The sequence below is a fragment of the uncultured Oscillibacter sp. genome, assembly GCF_947654275.1.
In the GTDB taxonomy this organism is placed as follows: domain Bacteria; phylum Bacillota; class Clostridia; order Oscillospirales; family Oscillospiraceae; genus Oscillibacter.
In genome coordinates this window covers 1-17432 of sequence record NZ_CANTJS010000052.1, presented here as the reverse complement: position 1 = coordinate 17432, position 17432 = coordinate 1, and the positions used below count along the sequence as shown (strand labels likewise).

The 17432-nt window shown below is 59.1% G+C and carries 23 protein-coding genes; all 23 read left to right on the top strand.

Features of this window, described 5'->3' with window-relative positions; translation table 11 throughout:
* Positions 1-1060 (top strand): DNA (cytosine-5-)-methyltransferase (dcm, locus tag Q0063_RS12035; protein ID WP_297872222.1); only part of this gene is annotated, 1060 nt, incomplete at its 5' end.
* Complete coding sequence (locus Q0063_RS12030) at positions 1057-2034, top strand: amidoligase family protein (protein ID WP_297872221.1); 978 nt, start codon at positions 1057-1059, stop codon at positions 2032-2034. The genes dcm and Q0063_RS12030, both read left to right, overlap by 4 nt.
* Positions 2035-2036: 2 nt before the next feature.
* Positions 2037-2393, top strand: a complete 357-nt coding sequence (locus tag Q0063_RS12025; protein WP_297872220.1) for a hypothetical protein — start codon at positions 2037-2039, stop codon at positions 2391-2393.
* Positions 2386-2907, top strand: a complete 522-nt coding sequence (locus tag Q0063_RS12020) for a gamma-glutamylcyclotransferase family protein (protein ID WP_297872219.1) — start codon at positions 2386-2388, stop codon at positions 2905-2907. Before Q0063_RS12025 ends, Q0063_RS12020 begins: the two co-directional genes overlap by 8 nt.
* Positions 2897-3280, top strand: a complete 384-nt coding sequence (locus tag Q0063_RS12015) for a hypothetical protein (protein ID WP_297872218.1) — start codon at positions 2897-2899, stop codon at positions 3278-3280. Before Q0063_RS12020 ends, Q0063_RS12015 begins: the two co-directional genes overlap by 11 nt.
* The gene (locus Q0063_RS12010) at positions 3270-4136 is read left to right on the top strand and encodes a DUF3846 domain-containing protein (RefSeq protein ID WP_297872217.1); all 867 of its coding nucleotides are present in this window, start codon (positions 3270-3272) and stop codon (positions 4134-4136) included. Before Q0063_RS12015 ends, Q0063_RS12010 begins: the two co-directional genes overlap by 11 nt.
* Positions 4126-5277: a methionine adenosyltransferase gene (gene metK, locus Q0063_RS12005; RefSeq protein WP_297872216.1), complete on the top strand. Its 1152-nt coding sequence runs from the start codon at positions 4126-4128 to the stop codon at positions 5275-5277. Before Q0063_RS12010 ends, metK begins: the two co-directional genes overlap by 11 nt.
* Positions 5267-5905 carry a YodL domain-containing protein gene (locus tag Q0063_RS12000; RefSeq protein WP_297872215.1) on the top strand — a complete coding sequence of 213 codons (639 nt, stop codon included), beginning with the start codon at positions 5267-5269 and terminating at the stop codon, positions 5903-5905. Before metK ends, Q0063_RS12000 begins: the two co-directional genes overlap by 11 nt.
* 1 nt (position 5906) lies before the next feature.
* A complete protein-coding gene (locus tag Q0063_RS11995; protein WP_297872214.1) occupies positions 5907-6656 on the top strand; it encodes a phosphoadenosine phosphosulfate reductase in 750 nt (249 codons plus the stop codon).
* A gap of 15 nt (positions 6657-6671) precedes the next feature.
* Positions 6672-7106, top strand: coding sequence for a hypothetical protein (locus tag Q0063_RS11990; RefSeq protein WP_297872213.1), 435 nt, complete (start codon positions 6672-6674; stop codon positions 7104-7106).
* A gap of 131 nt (positions 7107-7237) precedes the next feature.
* Entirely contained in the window at positions 7238-7408 is a 171-nt protein-coding gene (locus Q0063_RS11985; protein ID WP_297872212.1) for a hypothetical protein, read from the top strand.
* A 60-nt stretch (positions 7409-7468) separates the two neighbouring features.
* Entirely contained in the window at positions 7469-8305 is an 837-nt protein-coding gene (locus tag Q0063_RS11980; RefSeq protein WP_297872211.1) for a hypothetical protein, read from the top strand.
* Between the two features lie 133 nt (positions 8306-8438).
* Positions 8439-9098, top strand: a complete 660-nt coding sequence (locus tag Q0063_RS11975) for a hypothetical protein (protein ID WP_297872210.1) — start codon at positions 8439-8441, stop codon at positions 9096-9098.
* A 131-nt stretch (positions 9099-9229) separates the two neighbouring features.
* Positions 9230-9658 (top strand): hypothetical protein, encoded by a 429-nt coding sequence (locus tag Q0063_RS11970; RefSeq protein ID WP_297872209.1) that lies wholly within the window; start codon positions 9230-9232, stop codon positions 9656-9658.
* 69 nt (positions 9659-9727) lie between these two features.
* Positions 9728-10366 carry a hypothetical protein gene (locus Q0063_RS11965; protein WP_297872208.1) on the top strand — a complete coding sequence of 213 codons (639 nt, stop codon included), beginning with the start codon at positions 9728-9730 and terminating at the stop codon, positions 10364-10366.
* Positions 10363-11124, top strand: a complete 762-nt coding sequence (locus tag Q0063_RS11960; RefSeq protein ID WP_297872207.1) for a DUF4406 domain-containing protein — start codon at positions 10363-10365, stop codon at positions 11122-11124. The genes Q0063_RS11965 and Q0063_RS11960 overlap by 4 nt, the downstream gene beginning before the upstream one ends.
* On the top strand, positions 11121-11837 hold the full coding sequence (locus Q0063_RS11955; protein WP_297872206.1) for a hypothetical protein: 717 nt from the start codon (positions 11121-11123) through the stop codon (positions 11835-11837). Before Q0063_RS11960 ends, Q0063_RS11955 begins: the two co-directional genes overlap by 4 nt.
* A complete protein-coding gene (locus Q0063_RS11950) occupies positions 11827-12429 on the top strand; it encodes a hypothetical protein (RefSeq protein ID WP_297872205.1) in 603 nt (200 codons plus the stop codon). The genes Q0063_RS11955 and Q0063_RS11950 overlap by 11 nt, the downstream gene beginning before the upstream one ends.
* Positions 12419-13147, top strand: a complete 729-nt coding sequence (locus tag Q0063_RS11945) for a site-specific DNA-methyltransferase (RefSeq protein ID WP_297872204.1) — start codon at positions 12419-12421, stop codon at positions 13145-13147. The genes Q0063_RS11950 and Q0063_RS11945 overlap by 11 nt, the downstream gene beginning before the upstream one ends.
* Positions 13148-13230: 83 nt before the next feature.
* Positions 13231-13533, top strand: a complete 303-nt coding sequence (locus tag Q0063_RS11940; protein ID WP_297872203.1) for a hypothetical protein — start codon at positions 13231-13233, stop codon at positions 13531-13533.
* Positions 13530-13928 (top strand): VapD family protein, encoded by a 399-nt coding sequence (vapD, locus tag Q0063_RS11935; protein WP_297872202.1) that lies wholly within the window; start codon positions 13530-13532, stop codon positions 13926-13928. The genes Q0063_RS11940 and vapD overlap by 4 nt, the downstream gene beginning before the upstream one ends.
* A 345-nt stretch (positions 13929-14273) precedes the next feature.
* A complete protein-coding gene (locus Q0063_RS11930; RefSeq protein WP_297872201.1) occupies positions 14274-15659 on the top strand; it encodes a hypothetical protein in 1386 nt (461 codons plus the stop codon).
* Complete coding sequence (locus Q0063_RS14795) at positions 15656-17359, top strand: hypothetical protein (RefSeq protein WP_367180373.1); 1704 nt, start codon at positions 15656-15658, stop codon at positions 17357-17359. The genes Q0063_RS11930 and Q0063_RS14795 overlap by 4 nt, the downstream gene beginning before the upstream one ends.
* The last annotated feature ends 73 nt before the right edge of the window (positions 17360-17432 follow it).

Sequence of the window (17432 nt, the reverse complement as noted above, 5' to 3'; positions counted from 1 at the left end):
CCACTGTGAGATCGACAAGTACGCCGACGCCAGCTACCGCGCCATCCACGACATCAGAGAGGAGGAATGCTACTATCCCGACGCCAGAGAAATCGACCCCGGCGGAATGCCGGACTTCGACCTCCTTTGCGGAGGTTTTCCTTGCCAAAGCTACTCAATGGCAGGGCATCGACTTGGCTTCGCTGACCCCCGAGGCGCTCTCTTTTTTGAGATTGCCCGGCTGGCTGAAGCAAGACGGCCTTCGTATCTGCTTCTCGAAAACGTACCCGGCCTCCTGTCACACGATCAAGGGAGGACGTTTGCGGCCATCCTCTCCACGCTGGGCGACCTGGGGTATCATGTCGAGTGGTCTGTGCTTAACAGCGCCGCTCACGGAGTCCCGCAATCAAGGAGAAGGGTGTTCCTTATCTGCTATCTTGATCCCCGATGCGCCGGAAAAATACTTCCTGTCTTCGGAACAGACGCAAAAGCTCTTATACAGCTCGTCGGAGGCCCCCAGGGTTCCCGTATCTATGACCCAGCCGGAGTAGCCTGTACCCAGACCGCCGGGGCCGGAGGCAAAGGAGGCAAGACCGGATTGTACCTTGTGGACCTGTGCAAAGGAAAACCGGAGCAGACAGAGATCGTCCGGTGCCTCACGGCCCGGTATGGACAGACCAGCCTGTCTACCCACCCACGGGAGCGATCCGGTGTGCTGCTGATCAAAGAGGCCACTAAGCGCGGCTACAAAGAGGCGTATCCTGGCGATACAGTAAAGCTGGGTTATACTGGAACAAACCGCCAGCGTGGCCGTGTTGGGCATAATGTTGCGCATACTGTGGCAGCCAGCAGAGTTCAAGGGCTCGTGGAGCGGGGCGGACGCATTCGTCGCCTCATGCCCAGGGAGTGCCTCCGCCTTCAAGGCTTCGACGAGGGTCAGATCGACCGCCTTCTCGCCATCACCTCGGACGCTCAGGCGTATAAACAAGCTGGGAATAGCGTCACGGTCAATGTAATCGAGGCCATCGGGCGGAGAATCCGGGCTGTGGACGAGGAGCTTCGTGGGGAGAAAGCCGCATGATCGGGATGAAGGAACAGTGCTTCGGGGTGGAGATCGAGATGACGGGCGTCACCCGTGAGGAGGCCGCCCAGGCGCTGGCGGATTATTTCCGAACCACGCCCCGCTACTATGGCCACACCTATGATTCCTGGACCGTGCAGGACCCGGCGGGGAAAAAGTGGAAGCTCATGAGCGACGCCAGCATCCACCCGGAGTGTCAAGGTGAAGATGGATATTTGCGGCTTGATAAGGATTCCGCGGAGGGTTATCCATATAAGGTGGAGATGGTCACACCCAAGCTGACCTATGACGAGCTGCCCCGCCTCCAGGAGTGCATGCGGCGGGTAAAGGCCATCGGCGCAAAGGTGAACGGCTCCTGCGGCCTCCACGTCCATGTGGACGCCTCCAACCACAACCGCCAGAGCCTCAAAAACCTCATCGGCATCATGTACTCCAAGGAAGATATCCTCTTTAAAGCCTTGCAGGTCAACGAGGCCAGGGCGGCGCGCTGGTGCAAGAAGGTCCGGGAACCCATGCTGAAAAAGGCCCGCCTGCTCTCAGCGGACGAAACCCAGGATCTCACGCTTCTGGAGAAGGTCTGGTACGAGGGAGAGGTGGATAAGACAGACCATTACAACTGGACGCGCTACTACGCTCTGAACCTCCACTCTGTTTTTTACCGCGGCACCGTCGAATGGCGGTGCTTTAATTCTACCCTGGACCCGGTTCAGGCGGCGGCCTATGTGAACCTTTGCCTCGCAATTTCCGCCCAGGCCATCGCCCAGAGGAGCACCATCATGCAGAAGACCCACAGCGACAACGAGTTGTTCACCTTCCGGGTCTGGCTGGTGCGCCTGGGCCTCAACGGCAGCGAGTTCAAAGCCACACGGGACTGCCTGTTGTCCCACCTGAGCGGCGATAGGGCGTGGAGACGGGACAAGGACAGCTACGAGGTCAACCGCAGGAAGAAAAAACATCGTGAGAACGAGAGGTAACCATGAAAATCAAAATTGATGAAAGGCCCTATGAGGGGTCTGCTGTGGAGATTTTAGACCAACTCCGGCTGGCTTCCTTCGACCCCACCGAGTTCCCCGACGCCGAGAGCTACCTCTGGCAACTCCGAAGCAATTTCATGCGGGCCACGGACCTGGACTGCGTCGTCGACGCAAGCTCCATATCCCTCGCCCCGCCGCAAGAGGCAGGGCTCGCTCATTCCGCTGCATCTCCTCTCCCCACAAAGCCGCAAAACGGCTTTGCGGGGACCCCGTTGGACTCCGGCCTGGAGCGGCAGGCCCGCGCTATGTTCGCCCTGCTGGCGAAAACCGGAGCGATGGAGGTGCTGGACGATGGCTGACGGAATCCTTTATTTCGCTTACGGTTCTAACATCAACCTGAAGCAGATGGCCTGCCGCTGCCCGGACGCCACGGTAATGGGGCCTGTGACGTTGGATGGCTGGGAACTGCTGTTCCGCAGGAGCGGTTTTGCCACTATTGCGCCCAAGGAGGGCGAAAAGGTAACCGGCCTGCTGTGGAGCATCACCCCGGAGTGTGAGCGGGCATTAGACTGTTATGAGGGCTACCCCCGCTTTTACGATAAACGGATGGTGACGGTCCGGGACAGCGAGGGCCGGTCTCTGTCGGCTATGGTGTACATCATGGATGAGCGGTTCCGGGAACCGAAGCTGCCATTCGAAAGTTACTACAATGGCATCCTGGAGGGCTACCGCCAGAACGGCCTGCCCGTAGCGGAACTGAAAAAGGCGTGGGATCACGCTGTGCGGGAGGTCCATGCGGAAACGGAGCGGATCAACGCCGGCTTCGCTGATAAAGGTAAACGCGCAAAAGGAGGAAAGCGACATGAGCGGTAAGAAGGTTTCGCTGTCCGGCGAGGTCCATATTTCCACCGGCAGCGTGTACACCACCGTGGACGCTCTGGAGGCGCTGAAAGTCATTGGCATCGCCTACGGCCTCTATAGCCGCGCTGAGGATCGGATGGACTCCCGCGTTATGCTGGAGGACGGCGAGCGCCCGGCTTTGGTCTTGCAGGAGGATGTCAGCCATCACGGCTCCCCGCAGTGGGAGACGGTTCGTGTCATTACAGACGCCCCGGAGCAAATACACCGTTATCTGGCCTTTCGGGAGACGGTGAAAATAGTCCGGCAGATGGAGATCGAGCTTGACTGTCAGGCCAGGGAGGAGAAATCTCCGAAAAAGAAAGGGGCGCAGGGCCATGAGCGATGAAGCCTATCCGCTCCAGGAAACCGGCAGGGATGAGGAATTCCTGTTCTTCTCCGACAATACAGAAGATCAGGCTTGCGTCGGCCATCTGCGGGGCGATTTCGGCAGCGGCACAGAGTTCTGGACCACATGGTGGGACCACCATGCGGAGCTGAAGGGCCAGGAGTTCAAGGACGAGCTGGACACTGTGGTCAACGCCCTGCGGAAGGACGGTCCCCTCAAGGACCTTGGCAGCATGGAGCGGTTCTGCCGCAGCCATCCCCAGGCCCGGATGAGTCCCAAGGCCGGGGCATATTACTACGGTTTTCGGGTGGACACTGCCAAGCACCGCTATTATCTGCGCTTCCTGCCCCTGCGAAAGAATTACAATTTTTACATTTACTGCTACAAGACGGACAAATTGGAGCGGGCGGCAGACCTGCCGCCCAGAGAGGAAAACATGAGCGATAAGACGATCAAGGTGCTGGTGGTAGAGCCGATGAAGCCCTGCGAGGTGCGGGAGATTTCTCACGATCTCAAGTCCTTGCAGGGCATTGTTGGCGGAGGAATTGAAATGGTTTCTCCTTTTACGGATTCTGCCGTCATCATCTGCAACGCCGAAGGTAAAAACAGGAACTTGTCTCCCAATCGTCTGCTGTGCGACAGCAAGGGCAACGCATATGACATCCTTTGCGGGACGTTTCTGATTGCCGGAATCAAAGGCGAAAATTTTGCCTCTCTGCCGGATCATCTGCTCCACAGCTATAAGGCGATGTTTGATAACCGCCGCATGTATGCAATTCCGTTGAGAACTCCCGATTTTGAGGAAAAACGACCTGAACACAACAAAAAGAAAAGAGGAGAATCCCATGAGAGATAAGTACATTCTGACCGCCGAGTCGGTTACCGAGGGCCACCCGGACAAGCTCTGCGATACCATCGCCGACCGTGTCCTGGACGCCTGCCTGAAGCACGATCCCGCCGCCTATGTGGCCTGTGAGGCCATGGCCACGGCAGGGAAGCTCATCGTCGCCGGAGAGATCACCGCCAAAAGACTGCCGGATATCCCCGCTATCGTCTGCCGGACGGTTCGGGAAACCGGCTATTCCTGCGACTATGAGGTGGAGGCCATCACCCACGACCAGAGCGGCGACATTGCCGGGGCTGTGAGCGGTTCCGGCGAAATGGGGGCTGGCGATCAAGGCATTATGTACGGTTTCGCCTGTTCCGAAACGCCCCAGCTCCTGCCCCTGCCCGTCGTGCTGGCCCACCGGCTGACGAGCCTCCTCACCAACGCCCGCAAGACCGGGACCATCCAGGGCCTCGGCCCGGACGGCAAGGCCCAGGTGTCCGTGGAGTACCACAAGGGCAGGCCCGCCCGGATCGCCGCCGTGGTGGTCTCCTGCCAGCATGACGCGGAGAAGGACCTGGAGCGGCTGCGGAGTGAGATCACCCGCCACGTCATCGTCCCCGCCCTCCGGGACCTCTACCCCGACCCCAAAACGGAGGTCCTCATCAATCCTTCCGGGCGCTTTGTCCTGGGCGGCTTCGAGGCGGACACCGGGCTGACGGGCCGGAAGCTGATGGTGGACACCTACGGCGGCCTCGTTCCCCACGGAGGCGGGGCGCTCTCCGGGAAGGACGCCAGCAAGGTAGACCGCAGCGGGACCTACATGGCCCGGTACATCGCCAAGAACATCGTGGCCGCCGGTCTGGCGGAACGCTGTACTGTCAGCCTCGCCTACGCCATCGGCAGGGCGGAGCCGGTGGCTGTGGACGTCGGCCTCCACCAGACGGGGCTGTACTCGGAGGACCTGCTGGAGCGGGCGGTCCGCAAGGCATTCGATCTGACTCCCGGCGGCATTATCCGCGCCCTGGGCCTGGATCGGCCCATCTTCGCTCAGTTCTGCAACTATGGGCACTTCACCCACCAGGACGCACCCTGGGAGCAGGTAGACCGGGCCGCCGCCCTGGCGGAGATCTGCGCGGCGGAAGGCCGGAGGCCCAGCCATGAGGGGTGATACCCCCGTCAACATCGCTGGCGTTGTAGCCTTCCCCAATGATGAGGGCGGCGCACGAATCCGCTTTATTGACAGCAGCTACAACACTCTGTTCTTTGTGCCGGACGGAGGGAGTATCGTTTTCACGCCCTTCGGCGGCGACCGGGAGCTTCTCCCCTGTCGGTATCTGGATGACTACCATGCTATCATTGGAGGCAGGACCTTCCATATCTGCGAGTTTGCTGAGTCCGCCGAGCAGCGCGGAGCGGTCTACGCGCCGGAGCATCCCAGGGAAGGCGATATCCTCGACACCTACACCATCTACCAACTCGGGGACATCGGAGCTGTGCCTTACGCCTTCATGCCCTACGATCAGGCAAAGGCGAAACTGCGTTTCTCCCACTACCGGAGGGCTTACCGGGGCGTCCTGGCCCCCAAGGTCACCCTGGATGATTTATACCTCAAGCACAATCAGGACAGCCGTCCCTTCGGGCAGCGGATGCACTCCCTGTCCATGAGCGATGTAATCGTGTTGAATCGGGGTGGGACGGAAAAGGCGTACTATGTGGATACGGTAGGTTTTCAAGAGGCAAAGCGGTTTCTGAACCCGCCCGTTTGGAAGCGGAAACCGCCCGCTCAGGAGCGCTGATATGGAAGGGCCCAAGTTCATCGCCTCCTGCTCCTTCGGCAAGGATTCCTTAGCGACCGTCCTGCTGGCCAAGGCCCACGGGGAGCCGCTGGACGAGGCGGTCTACTGCGAAGTCATGTTCGACGAGGGTATCTCCGGCGAGGTGCCGGAGCACCGGGATTTCATCTACGAAACCGCCATCCCCGCTCTGGAGCGGATGGGCGTCAGGGTGATCGTCCTCCGCTCGAAAAAGACCTATGTGGAGCTGTTCACCGGCAGGATCACCCGAGGCCCGAAAAAGGGCATGGTCCGCTCTTTCCCCCTGTGCGGGAAGTGCGCGGTCCAGCGGGACTGCAAGGTCCGCCCTATTGAGCGGTACCAGAAAACCCTGCCCTCTGAGACGGTACAGTATGTGGGCATCGCTCTGGATGAACAGGACCGGCTTCTCCGGCTGAAGGGCGGCAGACAGGTTTCTCTGCTGGAAAAGTACAATTTCACAGAACAGGATGCACGGCAGCTCTGCGAGGACGCGGGGCTGCTTTCGCCTGTCTATGACTTCACCGACCGGGGTGGCTGCTGGTTCTGCCCCAACGCCAGGCGGGCGGAGCTGCGGCACCTCTATGATTTCCACCCGGACCTGTGGGCCAGGATGCTGGAGCTCCAGGCCATACCCGGCAAGGCAACAGAAAAGTTCAATCGCAAGCAGAAGTTCTCGGACATCGACGCCCTCTTCCGGCAGGAGGACCAGGACGCGCTCCAGAGCGCCGCGTAGGAGGCGGCATAGACTATGGAATTCAAGGGAATTGAACACTACGATATCTTTCCCGATGACGTCATAATTTTTTGGGCCGACGTATCCAATCCCCCAGAGGAGGTCCAGGCCGCGGCAAGAGAAATCGAATCCTGGAATTTCGGTCCGAATTGTTTTGGGCTGTGCGTCAACTACAGCTTCGCGGCGAAGAAATGCTATCTGGTGACGGATACGGGGAATTCGCCCGAGGACTGCCGTAATATTTTTTACATGGATCAGGACGGGGACAAGCATTGGTTCCGCGCGGATATTCCCCAAGATCTGCTGAATCAGGTTTTTGATGCATGCGGAAATACCGCCAAGGACATAGAAAAAGCCCTGAGTGCGTCTCGAACAGATCCTCCTGCGACACGAGCAGCACAGGCAAGGCCGACCAGGAAGCGGTGTATGGCAAAAGGCCGGGACCGATAGCTCCGTCCCTGTTGGTTTCGCCGGAATTTCCCCCATTCTTTTGTCGAGTATCGTGATAGACATTTCCCCCGCAAACATGGTATTGTTTGGGGCCAGAAGTCCCAAAACAACATCAAGGGGGAAATAGAAGTATGAATCTGGAAGAAGCAAAACGGATACTGGCTCTGGTGGCAAACGATCCAGATCACGGCGCTATGGGCGCCTATGAGGATCAGGATGTGGCCGCAAAGGTGATCCTGGCGGAATTGGCCCGTCTGGAACAGGAAAACCTGCGCCTGCGCGCAAATATGAATACAAAATAGTATGGATGCGGGGAGCCGTCTTTGCGGATGGCTCCCCTCCCGCATGGAAAGGAGGAAACCATGCCTAACAATATCACAAATCAAATCACATTCGGATCGGACAGCGCGTCGCTGGCCGCGTTCCGGAAGATGCTCCACGATGTGCGGATGGAGGGCCAGCCCCTCGGCAGCATTGATTTTAACAAGCTGCTGCCCATGCCCAAGGAGCTGAATATGGAGGACGGCACCAGAACGGATCGGGGCCTGAAGCTGGTACAGGAATACCACCACGCGCTGGAGGCTCTGGCACAGAAGAAACCGGGTCTGACCCCCGCTGAATACGCGCTGAGTCTTCGCCAGTGCCAGGAGCTGTATCGTGAAAAGCGGGTGGCCGACCCGGAGGCTTGGGCCCTGGGCGAACAGGCATACAGCAACATCCAGCGGTTCGGCAGCCCCACATGGTACGAATGGTGCAAGCGCAATTGGGGGACAAAGTGGAACGCCTATGGATTCCCGCCTCTGAAGAAGGGCTCTGATACCATGGAGTTCTTCACCGCATGGGATTCTGTTCCCCAAATTATAACACTCTTGTCCAGAAAGTACCCGGAGCAGGCCATCACCTATCGCTGGGCGGATGAGGACATCGGCCACAATGTCGGTGAGCTTACCCTGAAAGGCGGTGAGGTCATCGATCTCAACGTGCCGGAGGACGGCAGCCGGGAAGCCTATGAGATGGCGGCGGAGATCATGAATGTTGACCTCTCCGATTATGATCTGTGCCTGACCGCGGATGGGAGCAGCTATGAGTACCGAAGCCCGGACGAGGCTCCGGCTGTGGACAAGGGCGGCTCGAAACCGGCCCCCGCCTCCAACCAGGCAAAGGCTCCCAGGAAGAAGCAGAGGGGAAAGGAGCGATAGATTTCTCATAAAAAAGGAAGAATTTGAACATCTGATCCGGCAGGCTGTCCCCCGCCCGGACGCTAAAACCACAGAGGCTTGGTACGGTTATGGCCTGGATATGTGCGACGAGTTTTCAGATAACTTTTTACAAATGATGATGACGTCCTTCGGCTTTCTCAAGCACAATTTCAGCCCGGAAACCGTACAGGCTGTTTATGGCGTCATTTCATGCGCCGAAATCCTGCCCTCCGAATTGGTCGCCGCCGCCGTTTATATGCAGCACGGCGGGACAGCGCCGCAGGTGGCCGCGCTGGCGGACCAGGGCCGTCTGATGTGCTTTCACACGCCGCAGTCGGCGGACGAGAACAGCCCCCTGGCCCTGCTTTCGGTCCAGGAGAATGGGAACGTGAAAGCCTTCTACACGGTGGATTTCGGCAGCTTCCAGCCGGAGAAAATCCTGCTGCGGGCAAGAACCTTCGCCAAAGAACACGCAATCCCCGTAACCAACGCCGTCGCGCTGCTATGGAACGACAAGAATTCCTGCCCTGCCAAGACCGACAATTCCTCCCACCGTTTGTTCATGAGCAACGACGTGGAGATGATCCAGGCCATGACCGCCATTTTCAAAACCTGCCCCGCCGTTGCCGCCCATATTACTTTTGCGGCGGAAGAAAATCGTGTTCAGATCGATTATAACCCTCTCTGGAGGGAACTGGCGGAACGGCGGTTTGCAGAGGCATTCCACCGGGACAAGGCCCCGCCCCGCCGGAAGGCGGGTCCTAAAAAGCAGGGCAAGTCAAGAGACAGATAGCCTCTCCCCTGTTGGTTTCGCCGGGATTCCGCCTGTTTTTTCGTTGGATATCGTGATGGCTTTCTCCCAAATAATCGGGTATTGTTGTGGGCAGGAACCCTGGCAAAAAAGTATCAAGGAGGTTCGATGACATGACAAAAATTGAAAATCACCCCGCACCGGAGAAGCTGCTCCGACAGATCACCACGGAAACAATCGACGCCCTGGAGCTGGGCGGACAGCCCGACCACCCGTCCATCGCCATACTGGAAACTGGAGTTGGACTCATCGCAAAAGCGTGGGGGCTGTCTCAGGAGGCCCTGCAAAACAGTGTCGATCTGATCCAGCGCCAGAAGCAGAACATCCTCAGCGGCAATGGAGAGGAGGTTCTGCCCCGAGACGAGTGTCTGGAGAGCTACGACGGCCCCATGATCGTCGAGCTGCTTTGGGGACTGTTCGAGACGGCAATCAAGCTGGCGGATGCCCAGGATCGCGCGGCAATCCACGATCTGGCGATTCTGATGGCGGACAGCCTGAACCTGGATGACTGGATTGAGGCGTGTGGTCCGGCAAAGGCATGAAAACACGATCTTACTTACAACAGGGGGACTGTCCTGATGGGCAGTCCCCCTGCTTCACGCAAAGAGGAGATGATGAAAACGAGCAGCAAAAAATTTGAAATCACCGATATCGCCCACGAAAAGTACCCCTTTCTCCACCGTATCCGCGCCCTGCGGGACGTCGGGAATGAGGTGCGGGCCGGGGACCTGGGCGGCTTTGTGGAAGGGGAATTTAATCTCTCCCAAGAGGCGGACGACGCCTCCTGGATTTTCGATGACGCCATCGCCGCCGGAAATGCCTCCGTGGACGGAAACTCCTGTCTGCGCGGCGAGGCAATCGCCTGTGAGCAGGCGTATGTGTCGCAAAGGGCCTCCCTGTCCGGCCACGCCAGGGCGGAGGACTCCGCCTTCATTCGGGGCGCGGTTTTCGGCGATCATGCCAGGGCCGCCGGCTCCGCCAGAATTCTCAGCTCCCCGGATAGCGGCAAATACCCCAAACTTGACGGACACTGCGTCGTGTTCGGCACGGTGATGGGGGATGTGCGCATCACTGGAACCGCCGTAATTCTCCGGGAAGAACAGATTTTCAACGATATGCCGGATGCCCTGGTCGTTGACGGGCATGGCCGCTCCATCATCCGTGATCCGTTCAGAGATGTGCTGAGGCCGAACCGTCAGCTGCCTGAAAAACAGGAGAAGCCGCCTAGACGAAAGGGGATGGACCGATGAATTTCTTCGAGGGAGAACTGCGGAAGCTGTTTGATGACGGGAAGATCATTAGCAGCCCCTATTATGTTGGACAGAGCTGTTTCGGAACGCTGGGAAAGAATCTGCGGGCGCGGGTGGACCTCACGGACAACGGCATGGACGTCACAGTGATCGACCGCACGAAGGGACCGTTAGATCACTTTGAAGTCTTCTTTTGGGACCTGCTGGGCCGGAAGTTCCCTCCTGAACATCCGCAGTATAAATTCGGGGTGTCGCCTCATATTTGGACATACAACCACGAAACCGATTGGTATGTGTACCGTCCCACCGACGCCGACTATGAGACAATGCGGCAGGCCGTGGCGCAGTATCTGGATCTGTTTCGGGACCGGCAGCAAGAGCGTGTTCAGGACGGCCCGCAGATGGTATATATCTGCGCCCCGTTGCGGGGGGATGTGGAGAACAACATCGAGTTTGCCCGTCAGAAGGCCCAGGAGGTGTTCCGGGCAGGCGGCATCCCGATCTGCCCCCACCTCATGTTTCCGCCTATCGCTGACCCGGAGCATCCCGCCCAGGACCAGGCGGCGCGGGAGATGGGTCTGCGGCTGGTGGAGTCCTGCCAGCAGGTCCATGTCTATGGCTCCACGATTACCGAGGGGATGCGGGCGGAGATCCGCCGTGCCCAGGAGCTGGGCATTCCCGTCGTCTTTGAGCGGGAACCGCCCCAGCGCATCCGGCCCCGCAAGCGGCCCGCTCAGAAAGGAGGGCGGGATCGATGAGTCATGAGTGGAAGGACGTTCTGCAAAAACGGCTGGATGCAAATTACACGGCTTTTATGGAATCTCTCCAGAAGAAAACGGTTTCTGAGTTAATTGCCATGGCCCCGGAAATCACCGCCGCCCAGCAGCTCCATGAAGAACTTCTGGATGCCTGCGATGAAGATGATGCGGCCTTCCTGCTCCGGTTTGATGATCCGCTGGAGACTGTGCGGGGCTATTGGGAGTCCGAAATCACCGGCTGCGATCACCGGGGTGAAATGGGCCATATGCTGTGGAGGGTCCGGGAGGACATTGGGAGCGATACGGAACAGCCGGAGAAAAGGCCGTTTACAAAAGATGAGATCGCCGTTGACCCGGTTATGGACTTTTCCAGGAAAGAGATCGTTGCGTACATCGAAATATGGTTTGATGTGGGAAAGCGCTTTCAAGTGTACCCCAATGTAGACGATTCCTGTGATCTGTACGCAAAATATGATCCTGTCTCTCGGACGCTGCGGGGCGAACTGTGTATCAAGGATTGTGACGGCGGGGAGCAATGGGAGACAGTTGAACTTCTGCCCTCCGAACAGGAGATGATCGTTAAATCAATGGAAGAAATCTGCCAAAAGGACACGGGTAAATCCCTGCGGGATACTTGGGTGGATCACCATCCGGCTATTAATAAGAAAAATCTGCAAGAAAAGAAAAACGGGAGGCATCAGCATGAGCGATAATACGGTAAAGCAGATTACCATAGATAACTTACGGCATATGGACGGCAAGGAGGGCCTCGTCCTCCAGGGCTGCGGCGGGGACCTCCAGGAGTGGCTGGACGGCATCAACAGCATGCTCACGGAGGACGGAATCCTGCTGGACGGCAGCCGCTTTGAGAGCGTCTCCGTCTTCCAGCACGACGGCCTGACCAATCTGCTGTTCTCCTTTGAGGGTGTAGAACTGGATATGGGCAAGCTGGCCATGTGGCGGCTCCAGACCCATGGCCGGTTCGGCGGCACATGGCTGTCCGACTATGTCCCCAACCGGCTGGGCGGCTTCATCGAGCAGCCGCAGGTCCCGCGGAAGCCGAAGATGGAGCTGCTGGATCAGGACGGCAACATCTTCGCCATCCTGGGCCGGGCCTCCATGCTGCTGAAGGAGGCCGGGATGCGGGACCAGATCGACGAGATGTTCCGGCGCTGTGAAGCCTCCGGCAGCTACGGCAAGGCCCTCGGCATCATTGGCGAGTATGTGGACATGGACCTGCCCGAGCCTTCTATCGAACCCCAAAAATCTCAAAAGAAGAAAGCGAGGAGCGCATATGAACGATAACCCCAAGTGGACCATTCTCCAGGGCGACGCCCTGAAGCTGCTGGAGGGCTTCTCCCCCGGTACCTTCGACGCTGTCATCACCGACCCGCCCTACGCCTCCGGGGGCCGGACCCAGGCGGAAAAGAACAAGTCTACCGCCCAAAAGTATTCCAGCATGGGCGCCGCCGCCCCTCCCCCCTTTGAGGGAGATGCCAAGGACCAGCGCTCCTGGACCCGCTGGGCGGCAGAGTGGTTATCCGACGCCCGGAGGCTGTGCAAGCCCGGCGCGCCGGTGTGCATGTTCATCGACTGGCGGCAGCTCCCCGCCGCCTCCGACGCCCTCCAGTGGGCGGGCTGGATCTGGCGGGGCACCGCTGTTTGGGATAAGGGCAACTCCCGCCCCCAGAAGGGCCGCTTCCGCCAGCAGGCGGAGTACATAGTGTGGGGCTCCAACGGCGACATGCCCATCAGCCGCCCCGTCCCCTGCCTCCCCGGCGTGTTCAAGTACGGCAATCCGCAGAACCGCATCCACCTGACGGAGAAGCCCCTCCAGCTCATGCGGGACATCGTGAAGATCACGGAGCCGGGCGGGCACATCCTGGACCCCTTCGCCGGGTCCGGCACCACCATCCTGGCCGCTGTTCTGGAGGGCTACACCGCCACCGGCATTGAGGTCACGGACGACTACGCCCGCCTCGCCAGGGAACGGATCGAGCGGGAGCTGGCGGGAGTGGCGTAGGGTGTGACTGTCTGCCGATTCTTCTGGATATGGCCGGCGAGATACGGTATGATGTGGGCTACCAAATAGAAGGAGGCATCAAAATGAACGTGAAAATTTCCTTTGACAAGGCCGCTTTGGAGCAGCGGGGCCTTACCCTGGAGAATGCGCGGCAGACGGTCAAGAGCCTGTTTGCCGTCCATGATCTGCCCTGCGTCTCAGACGGCGAGGTCCTGATTTTCCAGGACAAGGGCCACGGCGACGACTTTGCCACCATGTGGGACGTGATCCTGTCCCTGCTGCGGGCGGACTGGTTCCGTGAGTGCGCCGCCTCCTGTGTCTGGCAGGACGAGAACGGCGAGGAGGATGTGCTTGCCCAGGCCGGGAAGGCGCGCAGCGAGATATGAGCCAAAACCGAAAGCAGATCACCTTCGATCTCAGCCAGGAGGCACTGGAGGCCCACTATCCCCGAGGCGAGCGGGCGCAAAGCGAACACCACTACCGGAAAGCCTATCAGGACATTCGGAGGTTCATGGAAAAGCAGGGCTTTACATGGCGGCAGAACTCCGTGTACGTCTCCGCAGAGCCGATGACCACCATGGACGTCGTGCTTCTGTCCCAGCGGATGGGAGAGCAGCTCCCCTGGCTGCGGCTGTGCGTGAAGGAGATCACAGCGACGGATATCGGAGCGCAGTACAGTCTCCTGGGGCTGCTGTGCTCCGATACGCCGCCCGCCGAACTGCTGCCGCCCTCTCCAGAAAAACGGACTGTTTCAGTGAAGAAGCACCACCATGGAAGATGAGCGCCTGTGCCAAGAAAGGAGTAGCCAGTGAAACGATTCTATGTCTTCAAAGATGGGAAGCAGTGCGGAAGCACAGCCACAAGAGAAACCGCTATTGATATGATCCATGAACATCAAAAGCTCGAAACACATTATCTCCTGCGGTCGGAATTCAGCATCATTGAGGGAGAGGAGGAATTTATACCCTACCCCTCACGGCAAAAGGCCCCCAGGAAAAAGATGGGACTGCAACGATAGCCGGGGAACGTGTTTCACATTCTCCGGTTTTTGAATGCCCGAACAAGGAGGTGGTATTCTATTCAGTATTACCCAATTGACGAAAAGCTGGCTCGAAAAGCCAGGCGGATGAGCAGCTTTGACCGCTACGATGAGGGCAGCGCCACGGCGGAATACCGAAGATCCGTGGACAAGGCCGCCCGGATCGCGGAGGAGCAGAAACGGAAGGCGCCTCCCGACCATCACCTGGAGATCGACTGCCTGCTGGACGCTTACGCCCGCAGACTGGCGGCGAATATCAACCGCGGGAACGCTATCGCCGCCCGGCTGCCGTCCGTCCTCTTTGGCCATAAGGGCCTTCACTTTCCCGCTCAGAAAGTAGAACGGCAGAGGCGGGACGCCGCCGCCAACCAGGCGGAGCGGCAGAGAATTGAGAGCATCCTGGACAAAATCCGAGGCTCTGCCGTTGAAGTTGAAAAGGACTCCGGCGACTGCGCCAGAGCGCCCCGTATCAGCGCCGGGGACCCGGACCTCGTTCAGAAGCTGACCTCCAGAGCCAAGCGGCTGGAGGCTCGGCAGAAACTGATGCTGGAAGTCAACGCTTACTACCGGGAACATAAGACTTTGGAGGGCTGTTCCGTACTCACGCCCGAGGAGATCGAGACACTCACGGCCTCTATGGCTCAAAGCGGTCAAACAGCCCCCTATGGGAGCAGCGTTCTTGTCAATCACCACTGCAAAATCCGAAACGTAAGGCTCCGCCTCTCGGAACTGGCCGCGCAAACAGAAGGCGGCGTCATGCACCCCGTTTCCTCGCCCAGGAACGGCTGGTATTTTTACATCATCCCCGATCTGGGCGCCAAAGAATACACCGCGTCGTTTCGAAACGCAAAGGCCCGTTTCCTGGAGTTGCGCTCTCAGGGCTACGGCGGCAAGATCACGGAACCGGCGTCCGATGGAGGTCCTTCCACTTGTCTGGTCCTGGGCATTGAAAGCGAGGACGGCCTCAGCACCGCCGACATTCTCCATGTGTGTCGGGGGAAAAACTGCCTCGTCACCGATTTTACTCAGATGGACCGTCTGCTGGAGGACCTGGCTGTGTCGGAAATCCTGTGCCGGGTATCCAGAGAAATCGGCTTCGATCTGGTGCGGCGCAGAGGGCACTCCGCTGTTCCCTTTGAGGAATGGGACAATCCCTGGTTCCCCGCCGCCACACCGGGCAGTATCGCCGCCGGAGTTTACGAGCTGGCGGTCCAATGCGGCGCGGTGACGGAGGACGGCCCTTCCGAAAGGAGAAAGCACGTTGGTCAGTTGACCCGTTTGATTCAAAGCGGCGAACGCGGCGCCGGACAGGCGCGGATGCTGGCCGTTACTTATGCCGCCGACGCGGGACTTCCCGGAGCGGTACATCATAGAGTTGACAGCTTGATGAAGCAGTTTGATGAATACCAGGGACGCACACAGAAGGTGACTGTACGACGCAGAAAATTCAAGATCCGAGGAGGCGGAAGATGATCAACTACTACCCTATCAACGAGGAGCTGGCCCGCCGTGCCCAGGAGATGAACAGCTATTTCGATTACAAGGCGGGCAGCGCCACGGCGGAGTACCGAAGGTCCGTGGACGAGGCCGCCCGGATCGCAGAGGAGCAGAAACGAAAGGTGGATCCCATCCACCATGAGCGGATCGACCGCCTGCTGGATACCTACGCCCGCAGACTGGCGGATAACATCAACAAGCGCAACGCCATCGCCGCCCGTGTGCCGTCCATTCTGGTGGCCGGAGGGAGCAATTTCCCGGTTCGGAAGAAGGAGAAGCAGAACCGGGCCGACGAGGCGGCCATGGAGGAGTGGCGGGAGATCCAGGGCCTTCTGGATAAAATCCGCGGCACGGGCAAAGGAGGCATCAGCGCCGACGACCCGGAGGCCGTCCAGAAGCTGAAGCTCAAACTGGAGGGCCTGGAGCGGGACCAGGAGTCCATGAAGGCGGTCAACGCCTATTATCGCAAGCATAAGACCCTGGAGGGCTGTCCCGGCTTGGACCCGGTGCGGATCGAGAAGCTGAAGGCGTCCATGGCCCGTGACCGACGCCCGGAGCCGAAGCCCTATCCAAGTTTCCGGCTCACCAATAACAACGCCGTGATCCGCCAGACGAAAGAGCGGATCGCAGAGCTGACCAAGAGGGCGGAAACGGACTACGAGGGCTGGGCCTTTGACGGCGGTGAGGTGAGGATGGACCGGCAGGCCAATCGCCTGCAAGTGTTCTTCGATGAGAAGCCTGATCGGGATACCTGCTCCGCCATGCGGCACAGCGGTTTCAAATGGGCACCCAGCATGGGAGCGTGGCAGAGGCAGCTCACCGACAACGCCATCTACGCCGCCAGGCACCTGGACTGTCTCCGGCCTCTCTCCGGGGAGCAGCCTGTGCCGGAGCAGACGGAGCCTGTTCAGGAACCGGCCCAGGGTGTCGCTGCCGGGTGGAAATTTTACATCATCCCCGATCTCAAAACCTGGGCGAACAATGGCGTGGACCGCTGTCTGCTGGAATATTTCCCCTCTTTTGAAGCGGCCAAGGCCCGGTTTGACGGGCTGCGGGGCGAACCTTACAACAGCGAGGCTGTTGAACCCGGCCCGGACGGGCAGCCTCCCGCCCGCCTGACCCTGGGCATCGAGAGCGCGGACGGCATGAGCGCCGTTGACATTCTCCATGTGCGTCAGGGGGAAAACCACCTTACCACCGATTTCACCCGGATAGAACGCATCCGGGACGATCCTGCCGTGATGGATATTCTCTCCTGTGTTTCGCGGGAAATCGGCTTTGACCGGGTGCGGGTGTGGCAGCGGGAGGACGGGGGCCGTCAACTGCTGTCCGTGGTTCCTTTCGCGGAGTGGGATAACCCCTGGTTTCCCTCCGCCACGCCGGGGCGGATCGCCGCCGGATATTACGATCTCCTGCACGAATGCTATCCGTCTCTGGATGACGAATCCTCTCGGGCCGAAGCTGTTGCGGGGATCGTGCGGTCCCTTCAAAAGGGAGGAGCGGCCAAAGGCAGTCAGATGAAACTGGCCATTGCTGCTATGACGGTAAAAGCAGATGTTTCCGAAGCTGTTCGAGAGCGGGCGGAGGGACTTATCAAGGAGCTGGCTCAGTACCAAAAACACGCAGGGGAAACGGCTCCGTCGAGGGAATATCGGAAGAAATCCAGGGAGCGGTGAGTGGAGCTGTCCGCGAATGTGTAGGAGTACAATACATGTAGGACATTAAAGGAAGAAAACAGTAGAAGGATGA